Raw genomic sequence first — 10476 nt, 5'->3', positions numbered from 1 at the left:
CGGCGCACGTTGGTTCCCAGCCAGCGTATCAGCCGTTTCAATCCAGCTTTGTCGTTGCCAAAAGCAGCCGTCTCTCCATCCGGCAGACGGTGGAGGTCGTGTCTCGGAATTGGTGGAAATTGCTTGGCGGCGTAATCTCCGGGTAAACTGACACCCACCCGACCAGCGGCTGCAACCGCCAGGGAGATCACGCCATGAACGAGATTACCGACACCGCGAACTTTGCGCTACTGGCAGACGAGGCCGGGTTCGATCCGCTCGAGGAGCGCTTGCGGGCGAACGTGCGCGCCACCATCGAGGCGATGTTCGAAGAGGAGCTGGCCGAATTTCTCGGCCGGCTCCGCTATGGCCGCGGCGAAGGGCGGGCCAAGGGATATCGTCATGGTCCCCCGGGATCGGCAGCTGACGGGCACTTTCGGCACCGAGACGATACGGGTCCCCCATGCCCGGATCGAGACCGAAGCGGGCAAGGCCAGCGAATGGCGGTCGAAGGCGCTGCCGCGGTATCAGCGGCTCACGAAGAGGGCCGAGGCGCTGATCGCCGCGGTCTATCTGGCCGGGACCAACACGCGGCGTGTCAGGCGGGCGCTGGTCGGCCTGTTCGAGGGGGCCGTCAGCAAGGACGTGGTCAGCCGCGCCTGGCGCAAGGTGAAGATCGACTGGGATGCCTGGTCCACCCGCGACCTCGCCGCCGATGACATCGTGCGGCTCATTCTCGACGGCACCGTCATCAGGACCCGGCTGGACCGCAAGGCCACGAACATCTCGGTTCTGGCCGCGATCGGCGTCCGTCGCGACGGGCAGAAGGTGCTGCTGTCCATCCGCAACATGGGCGGCGAGAGCACCGCGGCCTGGGGTCAGTTCCTGTCCGATCTCGATGCCCGCGGTCCGCGGCGGCCCGAGTGCGCGATCGTCGACGGCGCTCCGGGCCTCGAAGCCGCCCTCGTCGCACTCTGGGGCGAGGACCTGCCGATTCAGCGCTGCACGGTTCACAAGCACAGGAACCTCCTGGCGCATGCCCCCAAGCACCTGCACGACGAGCTGACCGAGGACTACCGCGACATGATCTATGCCGACACCGCCGCGGGGATCGCGCTCAGGCGCAAGATGTTCCTGCGGAAATGGCGCCTCAAGTGCCGCGCTGTCGCCGACAGCCTCAAGGAAACGGGCGACCGGCTCTTCAGCTTCACCCGGCTCGATCCATCGCAATGGAAATCGGCCCGCACCACGAATGCGATAGAGCGACTGAACGAGGAATTCCGCCGCAGGATCAAGACCCAGACCGTGCTGCCCCGCGCCGAGACCGTACCCATGCTGCTCTGGGCGCTGCTGGCCTCCGGCCAGATTCAGATGCGCAAGGTCGACGGTTGGGAGACCCTCTCTCAGCCCCTCGAGCCGATGCCACTTGACCTCGCGGCCTGAACGGAGCCAACTCCACATGCCCAGAGCGCGCTGCCAGGGAATTTCGATTACATTCGCGACACGACCCGCGTTATGCAAGCGACATGACAGATCGGGAGTGGACGCTGATGGGGCCCTTCATGCCGCCGCCGAGCCGGCTCGGGCGTCCTCGTACGACCGATCCGCGGGAGGTGATGAACGCGATCCTCCATATCGCGACGACCGGCTGCCAGTGGGTCCAACCACCGAAGGATTTCCCGCCCTGTTCGACCGTACAGCGGTATTTCTACGACGGGCGCGACAGCGGCCTGTCGCAGACGATCCGCTTCGCGCTGGCCATGGACTCTGGAGGTTATCGCATCGGCAAAAATCTGCCAAAGTAGTGCTAGGCGGTGAACCCGCCGGAAGGCTCGAAGTCCACGCCGGAAAAGTTGAGGGCGAGGTCGTGGCGGCGGGGTTTCGAGACCTGCTGGCTACGAGCGCGCGCTCACCGCCGGTAGTTCGCATGTCCGGACCGGGCATGCGCGTCTTCGCACGCCCGGCCGTTCCGGTTCAAAGCCTGGCCGATCGCAGCCGCAGCGCGTTGCCGATCACCGAGACCGAGCTGAGGCTCATCGCGGCCGCGGCGAAGACCGGCGACAGCAGGATGCCGAGGAACGGGTAGAGGATGCCCGCCGCCAGCGGCACGCCCGCGGTGTTGTAGACGAAGGCGAAGAACAGGTTCTGCCGGATGTTCGCCATCGTCGCCTCGGCCAGCCGCCGCGCACGCAGGATGCCGGTGAGATCGCCCCTGACCAGCGTCACGCCGGCGCTCTCGACCGCCACGTCGGCGCCGGTGCCCATGGCGATGCCGACATCGGCCGCCGCCAGCGCCGGCGCGTCGTTGACACCGTCGCCGGCCATCGCGACCGAGCGCCCTCCGCGTTGGAGTTCCTCGATCAGCGCGCCCTTGCCCTCGGGGCTGACGCCGGCCCTGACCTCGTCCAGACCGAGGGTCCGCGCCACCGCGCGCGCCGTCGGCTCGGCGTCGCCGGTCGCCATCACGACGCGGATGCCCGCTTCGTGCAGGCCCCGGATCGCCTCGGCGGTGGTGTCCTTGATCCGGTCGGCCACCGCGACGATCCCGGCCGGCGCGCCGTCGACGCCGAGGAACATCACCGTCCGGCCCTCGGCCTGCAACTCGGCCGCGCGCGCGGCGAGATCGCCGGGGGCGATGCCCTGATCCTCCATCAGCGCCGCGTTGCCGAGCGCCACGTGGCGCCCGCCGACCGTGCCGGTGACGCCCTTGCCGGTGACGGCCGCGAAATCCCGCGCCTCCGGCGCCTCGACGCCCCGCGCCTCGGCGCCGGCCACGATCGCCTCGGCGAGCGGATGCTCGGACCCGCGTTCGAGCGCGGCGGCGAGCGCGAGCACCTCGCTCTCGGGCAGGGCGCCCGGCACCACCTCGGTCAGCGAGGGCCGGCCCTCGGTCAGCGTTCCGGTCTTGTCGACCACCAGCACGTCGACCTTGGCGAGCCGCTCCAGCGCCTCGGCGTCGCGGATGAGCACGCCCGCGTGGGCGCCGCGCCCGGTCGCGACCATGATCGACATCGGCGTGGCGAGGCCGAGCGCGCAGGGGCAGGCGATGATGAGCACGCTGACCGCGGCGACGAAGGCGTAGGACAGCGCCGGCGCCGGGCCGAAGATCCACCAGGCGAGGAAGGCGATCACCGCGACCGCCACCACCGCCGGAACGAACCAGTTCGCGACCCGGTCGGCCAGCGCCTGGATCGGCGCGCGGCTGCGCTGCGCCTGGGCGACCAGGGCCACGATGCGCGAAAGGGTGGTCTCGGCGCCGACCCGTTCGGCCCGCATCAGGAAGCCGCCGGTCCGGTTCAGCGTGCCGCCCGTCACCGCGTCGCCGACGGATTTCTCGACCGGTACCGGCTCGCCCGTCATCATGCTCTCGTCCACCGAGGAATGCCCCTCGGTCACGGCGCCGTCGACCGGCACCGCCTCGCCCGGGCGGACGCGGAGAATGTCGCCGGCCCGCACCTCGTCGAGCGGCACGTCCTCGTCCTTCCCGTCGCGCACTCGGCGGGCCGTCTTGGGCGCGAGGTCCATCAGCGCGCGGATCGCGTCGCCGGTGCGGTCACGGGCGGTCAGTTCCATGATCTGTCCGATCAGCACCAGGATCAGGATCACCGCCGTCGCCTCGAAATAGACCGGCGGCGCGCCATCGTGCCGCATCGCATGCGGAAAGATCCCCGGCGCCAGCAGCGCCGCGATCGAGAACAGCCAGGCCGCGCCCGTGCCGATGGCGATCAGCGTCCACATGTTGGGCGAGCGGTTGACGATCGAGTTCCAGCCGCGGCGGAAGAACACCCGCGTGAGCCAGACGACGGCGGTGGCGAGGATCGCCTGGGTCCAGAGGAAGACCGTCGGTCCCAGCCAGTCGCGGAACGGCAGGCCGAGATGGTCGCCCATCTCGAGCACGGCGACGAGGGCCGCCATCGGCGCGCCGATCCAGAGGCGGCGGCGGAAGTCGACGAGTTCGGGGTTCGGACCCGCGTCGGCGGTCGGCATCATCGGTTCCAGCGCCATGCCGCAGATCGGGCAGTCGCCCGGGCCGTCGCGCACGATCTCGGGATGCATCGGGCAGGTCCATTTCGCGCCCGCCGGGGCGGTCGGCGCGGGGCGGTCGCCGAGGAAGCTCTCGGGATCGGCCTCGAACTTCTCCTGGCAGCGGGGTGAGCAGAAGTAGAACCGCTGTCCCTCGTGCTTGGCCATGTGCCGCGCCGAGGCGCGGTCGACGGTCATGCCGCAGACCGGATCCTTCGCCGTCAGATAGGTCTCGGGGGCGGCGACGAACTTTTCCCGGCAGCCGGCCGAGCAGAAGTGGAAGGTCCGCCCGTCATGGGCCGCGGTCGGCTTGCCCTTCGACGGGTCCACCGTCATGCCGCAGACCGGATCGCGGATCACCCCCTCCGCGGGGGCCGCCTTCGCGGAACAGCAGCCGCCGCCATGGTCGTGGGCATGGGAATGGGTGTGCGAGGTGTCGGACATGGAAGCCTCCATGGGCGGGATGAATCGAGTCGACGACAGAGATAGACCTTCCAGTCACTGGAAGGTCAAGGGGTGTCCGGGCTTGACCTTCTGGTGACTGGAACCTTTATCCTGCGCTGAAAGGAGGACGGGACATGAACATCAAGGACGTGGCCGAGGTCAGCGGCCTGCCGCCGAAGACGATCCGGTATTACGAGGAGATCGGCCTGGTGCGCCCGTCGCGCGGCGGCAACGGCTACCGCGCCTTCGGCGCGCGCGACGCGGCCAAGCTGGCCTTTCTCGCGCGGGCGCGGTCGCTCGGCTTCACCATCGACGATTGCCGCGCGCTGCTCTCGCTCTACGAGGATCGCGGCCGTGCCAGCGCCGACGTCAAGACGCTGGCCGAGGAGCGGCTCGCGGAGATCGATCGCAAGATCGCCGAGCTTCAGGGGCTGAAGGCGACGCTGGGCGAACTCGTCCACCGCTGTCACGGGGACGACCGCCCGGATTGCCCGATCCTCGAGGATCTGGCCGGTTCCGCCGGCCAGAGCGACGGCTGACCGACGCGCCGCCGGAATGTGCGAGGGCCTTCCCGCGCCAGGGACATTCCGGCGCGGGAAGGCCGCGGGCCTCAGGCGACGCGGAATTCGGTCATCATGCCGGTCTGCAGATGCGCCATGTGGTGGCAGTGGAGCATCCATCGCGCCGGCTCGCCCGCGTCGACGGCGATGGTGACGGCGGCCATCGGCGGCACCAGCACCGTGTCGCGCACCGCGCCGGGAAAGCGGGCTCCGTTCACGGCGACGACCTGGAAGACGTGGCCGTGCAGATGCATCGGATGCGCCATCATCGACATGTTGTGGAAGGTCATCTCGACGCGCTGGCCCGAGACCGCCTCCACCGGCAGGTGATCGTCCCAGGTCCGCCCGTCGATGGTCCAGCGATAGGGCGACATCGCGCCTTCCAGCATCAGCATCCGGCTGACCTCCGCGGGACGCTCCGGCAGCGGCTCGGCCGCGCGCAGGCGCAGCTCCGTTTCGAGATCCAGGGCCGGCGTCGCCTCCGCGCCCATCGGCTCGATCCGTCCGATCCGCGCCCCCGCCGTCGCCAGCACGATCCCCGCCCGCTGAGGCGCGCCCTCGCGCAGCGCGAGGACCGGGAACGCGCCCTCGCCCGGGATCTCCAGCTCGATATCCGCCCGCTGCGCCATGCTGAGCGGAAAGCGGCCGCCCGCGAGCGGCGCGACCGCGTGCCCGTCCACCGCCACGAGCCGGCCTTCGAGCCCGCCGAGGTCGATCCACCATCCGGTCATCGCCGCGGCGTTGACGACGCGCAGGCGCACACGCCCGCCGCGTTCGACGGGAACCACCTCGGGATCGTTCAGGGTGCGGTCGTTGGCAAGATAGGCGTCGAACTCGTAGTCGTTGATGTCCATCGCCATGCCGCCGGACATTCCCGGCATCCCGCCCGCGCCGGACATGCCCGCCATGCCGGACATGCCCGCGTGGTCCATCCCGCCCTGATCCATCGCGCCATGGTCCATGCCGCCGTGGTCCATCATCCCCTGGTCCATCGCGTCGTGATCCGCCACGCCGCCCTCGCCGACCATGTCGTGCCCGCCGGCCCCGAGCCGCGCCATCACCTCCTCCGGCTCGGCGAAGGTGAAATCGTGCAGGAACATCACCACCTCCTGCCGGTCGGCCGAAGCCGTCTCGCGCACGATCAGCGGCGCGGCGAGCAGGCGCATCTCGTGCAGCGGCACATGCGGATGCATCCAGTAGCTGCCGGGCTTCGCCGCGAAATCGTAACCGCGGCGCCCGCCCGGCGCGAGCAGCGGCGCCGGAATGTCCGGCACGCCGTCCTGCGCGTTCGGCGGGATCTGCCCGTGCCAGTGGATCAGGGTCGCCTCCGGCAACTCGTTCGCCAGTTCGACCGAGAATCGCTCACCGGGATCGAGCGTCAGGCCGGGGGTGCCGGCCTCGTTCAGCAGGCTCCAGACGGTCGCGGCGCGGCCGTCGATGTCGAGCACGCGGGTGGTGGCCCGCAGCTGGCGCGGCGCCGCGGCCAGGGCGGGCAGGGGCAGGGCGGGGGCGGCCGCGAAAGCGGCGCCGGCGGCGAGGAAGCCGCGTCGGGTCAGACGAGTCATGTCAGTGTCTCCAGCGGTCGGGCGACCGGATGTCGGTGTCAGGCGGAACGGAGGGGGACACCGGATCGCGGAGGACGCCAGGGCGGCAGGATCGCGGCCGAGACCGGAGGAAGCGGGCGCATCCGCGCTGAGCCGGCCGGCCGTTCCCGGAGATCCGGAGCGGAAGCCGCGGAGGGAAGAAGGCAGGGCGACTGCGAGGCGCAGGATACGAGGCAGGCGAGGCCACAGGCAGGCGCATGAGCCGGCATCTCGCTTTCGCCGCCCATCGCGTGGCGCGCGTGCGCCGCCGGCATCCGCGCCGGCATCGCCATGGCGCAGCCGGCCCCCGCGGCGCTCGCCCAGGCGGACAAGACCAGAAGAAGGGCGGCCAGCATGCGAATGGCGGGTACTCCGGTGGATCGCATGCCCAGTCAAAGGCCGAGCTCGCGCCGGAGGCAAGAGCGAAGACTTCGGCGTCACACCGAATTTACGCGTTCCGAACCGGATCTTGCCCCATCCTCCCTCTCGGGGATACGACGAGGCATGCCCGGCCGGCGGCCGCGATCCCGGACCTGGCCCGGGCGCCCCGGGCCACGGACCATGGTGCAACTCCGCGGAGGCTCCGATGCTCGTCATTCTCGCCAACCGGACATACCGCCATCTCTTCGCCGCCCAGGTGATCGCCCTCGTCGGCACCGGCCTCGCCACCGTCGCGCTCGGCCTTCTCGCCTGGCGGATCGCGGGCGAGGACGCGGGCCTCGTGCTCGGCACGGCGCTGGCGATCAAGATGGTCGCCTACGTGGTCCTCGCCCCCATCGCCTCGGCCCTCGCCACCCGCCTGCCGCGCCGGGCGCTGCTGGTGGCTCTCGATCTCGTCCGCGCCGCGGTCGCCCTGGCGCTGCCGTTCGTGACGCAGGTCTGGCAGGTCTACCTGCTCATCTTTCTGCTTCAGGCGGCATCGGCGGGCTTCACGCCGACCTTCCAGGCGACCATCCCCGATGTGCTGCCCGACGAGGCGGAATATACGCGCGCCCTGTCGCTCTCGCGCCTCGCCTATGACCTCGAAAGCCTGCTGTCGCCGATGCTGGCGGCGGCGCTGCTCACGGTCGTGAGCTTCCCGGTGCTCTTTGGCGGCACCGTGATCGGCTTTCTCGCCTCGGCGGCGCTGGTCCTGACCGTGACGCTCCCCTCGCCGGAGCCCGCGGCCACCCGCGGCGTCTGGGACCGGACCACGCGCGGCATCCGGATCTGCCTTGCCACTCCGCGCCTGCGCGGGCTTCTGGCGCTGAACCTCGCGGTGGCGGCGGCGGGGGCGATGGTGATCGTCAACACCGTCGTCATCGTGAAGGGAAGCTTCGGCCTCGGCGAATCGCAGGTGGCACTGGCGCTCGCGGCCTTCGGCGGCGGCTCGATGGCGGCGGCGCTGCTTCTGCCGCGGCTGCTCGAGCGGATGCCGGATCGCCCGCCGATGATGGCGGGCGCCGCGATTCTGGCCCTCGGCACCGCGCTCGGGCCCCTCGCCGGATCGCTGCCCGCGCTGATGGCGCTCTGGCTTGCGATCGGTTTCGGCTCCGGCCTGACCCAGACGCCGACCGGGCGGCTGCTCCGCCGTTCCGCGCGGACCGAGGACCGGCCGGCGCTCTTCGCCGCGCAATTCGCGCTGAGCCACGCCTGCTGGCTGATCGCCTATCCGCTGGCGGGCAGGTTCGGCGCGGGGTTCGGCCTCGGCGCGACCTTCCTCGTCATGGCCGCGCTCGCGGCCCTCGGCCTTGGTCTCGCGCTCCGGCTCTGGCCGGCCTCGGAACCCGATGCCCCGCCGCACCGGCACGACGACCTGCCTCCCGGCCATCCGCACCTGCGTCGGTACGGGGTGGAGGATCACCGACACCCCGTCGTCATCGACGACCTGCACAGGGTCTGGCCGGTCCGCCCCTGACGCGCCCCGGCCCGACCCGTTCCGCGCCGCCCGCCGAGGAAGCCGACCTCGCCACATCTGTTGTCGCGAGCTCGGCTCAAGTCCGGTTACCGCAGGTCCACCACGACCTGCTCCAGCTCGCCCTGGAAGTCGAACGGCGTGGTGTAGTCATAGGTCACCGGCGTGCCGGTGTCGGTGCCGATGTCCTGGTTTTCCGACAACGAGTATTTGAACGGCGTGGTCCGCCCGATCTTGCCCGTGCCAACCCGGGTTCCGTCCACGGACAGGGTGATGGTTCCGGCGCCGCCCATCTTGTCGCCGCCTTCGTAGGCGAAATCCATCCTGAGCTCGTGCGCGCCCGCCGCGACGGGAGCGTCGCTCGCCACATCGTATGTCTCGACGTCGATGTAGTTGTGCGCCGCCTTCAGCCTGCCGTCCTTGAGGTAGAAGGCCCAGCCGCCCGTGGTGCCGCCCTGGGCGAAGATCATGCCATTCGCGTTGTTGGCGATATCGGCGCGCGCCGTCACGCCGAAGGACTTGTTCTTCAGGTCCGGCGCCGAGGCCTCGGGGAGCCCGGCGAGGCGGCCGGGATAGGTGAAGCTCTTCCGGTCGCCGGCGAGGTTCGGCTTGCCGGTCACCTCGGCGCTGAAGCGCTCCGCGCCGCGCCAGTCGAGCGGCAGCGCCTTGTTCTTCGAGGCCTCGGCCCACCAGAGCGCCTCGAGCTCGGCGAGCTTCTCCGGGTTCTCGGCGGCGAGATCACGGGCCTGGGTGAAATCTTCGTCGAGGTTGTAGAGTTCCCACTTTGCCTTGAGCGGGTCGAAGTCGCCCCGCTCCGGTTGCCACGGCTCGAAACGCGAGCGAGGCGGCCCACCAGCCGTCCTTGTACATGGCGCGGTTCACGACCATCTCGAAATACTGGCTGGTCCGCACTTCCGGCGCCTCGGGATCCGGGAGCGTCGAGAGGAAGCTCTTGCCCTGCATCGGCGCCTGCGCCGTGCCGTTCACGCTGCGCGGCTCCGCGATTCCGGCGGCGTCGAGGATGGTGGGCGCGACGTCGATCACGTGCAGGAACTGCGTCCGCTTCTCGCCGCCCTTCGCGTAGCGGGCGGGCCATTTCACGATCATCGGGTTGCGCACGCCGCCGAGGTGGCTCGCGACCTGCTTCGTCCACTGGAACGGCGTGTCCATCGCCCAGGCCCAGCCGGCCGGAAAATGGTTGAAATGCAGCTCGGTCCCGATCTCGTCGACGCGGTCGAGCATGTCGTCGGTGGTCATCAGGTAGTTGTTGAAGAAGGCGTTCTCGTTCAACGTGCCGTCGAAGCCGCCCTCGGCCGAAGCACCGTTGTCGCCGATGATGTAGAGGATCATCGTGTTGTCGGCGTCGGGCAGGGTCCCGACGTAGCCGAGGACGCGTCCGACCTCCTCGTCCACCTGCTCGCCATAGGCGGCGAAGACCTCCATCATCCGTTCAGAGAGCCGCTTCTGGTCGTCGTTCAGACTGTCCCAGGCGGGCAGGCTCGCGGGCCGAGGCGTAAGCTCCGCGTTCCCGGGGACGATCCCCATCTCCTTCTGCCGCTGGAAGGTCCGCTCGCGATAGGCGTCCCAGCCCATGTCGAACTTGCCCTTGAACTTGTCCATCAGCTCCTTCGGCGCCTGATGCGGGGCGTGGGTGGCCGCCGGGGCGAGATAGGCGAACCATGGCTTGTCCGGTTTGGGCCGGGGCACGGTTTCTTGAGACAGCGTCGAGCGCTACTTTCCCGAGGAACGGGGGTAGAGCATGGACGACAAGAGCGACGTGAAACCTGGCGCGACGGAGGCTTCGGCCCCGCCGACGCGCGCCCCACACGCTGGCGGCGGCGGGGCCGAGGCCAGTCCGGGGAGGCGCTTTTCGGCGAAGATGAAACTGGCGGCTGTGCAACGGCTGATGCGGGGCGAGAGCCTGGAAGCTTTGTCGCGGGAACTGAACGTGCCGGCGCATCGGCTTTCCGAATGGCGTGACCGCGTGCTGATC

Annotated in this window: 6 protein-coding genes and 3 pseudogenes; 5 read left to right on the top strand and 4 right to left on the bottom strand. The window is 70.0% G+C overall.

Translation table 11 applies throughout. The annotated features are described in order from the left end of the window. The first annotated feature begins 194 nt into the window (after positions 1-194). Together FJM51_RS22630 and FJM51_RS26015 are read left to right on the top strand one after the other, a co-directional pair. A pseudogene (locus FJM51_RS22630) lies at positions 195-1422 on the top strand (IS256 family transposase). Continuing rightward, positions 1419-1748, top strand: a pseudogene (locus FJM51_RS26015) (transposase); the annotation flags it as partial. The pseudogenes FJM51_RS22630 and FJM51_RS26015, both read left to right, overlap by 4 nt. 205 nt (positions 1749-1953) lie before the next feature. On the opposite strand, the gene FJM51_RS22620 reads toward FJM51_RS26015, so the two are convergent. Next, entirely contained in the window at positions 1954-4446 is a 2493-nt protein-coding gene (locus FJM51_RS22620) for a heavy metal translocating P-type ATPase (protein WP_140456371.1), read from the bottom strand. A gap of 134 nt (positions 4447-4580) precedes the next feature. On the opposite strand from FJM51_RS22620, the gene cueR reads away from it, so the two are divergent. Next, positions 4581-4985 carry a Cu(I)-responsive transcriptional regulator gene (gene cueR, locus FJM51_RS22615; RefSeq protein ID WP_140456370.1) on the top strand — a complete coding sequence of 135 codons (405 nt, stop codon included), beginning with the start codon at positions 4581-4583 and terminating at the stop codon, positions 4983-4985. 71 nt (positions 4986-5056) lie between these two features. Here cueR and FJM51_RS22610 read toward each other — a convergent pair whose 3' ends face one another. Beyond that, on the bottom strand, positions 5057-6571 hold the full coding sequence (locus FJM51_RS22610; RefSeq protein ID WP_140456369.1) for a multicopper oxidase family protein: 1515 nt from the start codon (positions 6569-6571) through the stop codon (positions 5057-5059). 604 nt (positions 6572-7175) lie between these two features. Between FJM51_RS22610 and FJM51_RS22605 the strand changes: the two genes are divergently transcribed. Continuing rightward, a complete protein-coding gene (locus tag FJM51_RS22605) occupies positions 7176-8486 on the top strand; it encodes an MFS transporter (RefSeq protein WP_140456368.1) in 1311 nt (436 codons plus the stop codon). Positions 8487-8572: 86 nt separating this feature from the next. Here FJM51_RS22605 and FJM51_RS24250 read toward each other — a convergent pair whose 3' ends face one another. Continuing rightward, complete coding sequence (locus FJM51_RS24250; protein ID WP_210240398.1) at positions 8573-9103, bottom strand: LamG-like jellyroll fold domain-containing protein; 531 nt, start codon at positions 9101-9103, stop codon at positions 8573-8575. A 118-nt stretch (positions 9104-9221) separates the two neighbouring features. Beyond that, positions 9222-10190 carry a sulfatase-like hydrolase/transferase gene (locus tag FJM51_RS24245; protein WP_210240397.1) on the bottom strand — a complete coding sequence of 323 codons (969 nt, stop codon included), beginning with the start codon at positions 10188-10190 and terminating at the stop codon, positions 9222-9224. Between the two features lie 52 nt (positions 10191-10242). On the opposite strand from FJM51_RS24245, the pseudogene FJM51_RS22595 reads away from it, so the two are divergent. Further along, positions 10243-10476: pseudogene (locus FJM51_RS22595) on the top strand (hypothetical protein); the annotation flags it as partial.

It is taken from the genome of Amaricoccus solimangrovi (assembly GCF_006385685.1).
Lineage (GTDB): Bacteria > Pseudomonadota > Alphaproteobacteria > Rhodobacterales > Rhodobacteraceae > Amaricoccus > Amaricoccus solimangrovi.
This window is presented reverse-complemented; position numbering and strand designations above follow the sequence as displayed.

Bases quoted from the DNA above. Each gene is read 5' to 3' on its own strand.
- FJM51_RS22620 (WP_140456371.1), bottom strand. From the start codon at position 4,446: ATGTCCGACACCTCGCACACCCATTCCCATGCCCACGACCATGGCGGC.
- cueR (WP_140456370.1), top strand. From the start codon at position 4,581: ATGAACATCAAGGACGTGGCCGAGGTCAGCGGCCTGCCGCCGAAGACG.
- FJM51_RS22610 (WP_140456369.1), bottom strand. From the start codon at position 6,571: ATGACTCGTCTGACCCGACGCGGCTTCCTCGCCGCCGGCGCCGCTTTC.
- FJM51_RS22605 (WP_140456368.1), top strand. From the start codon at position 7,176: ATGCTCGTCATTCTCGCCAACCGGACATACCGCCATCTCTTCGCCGCC.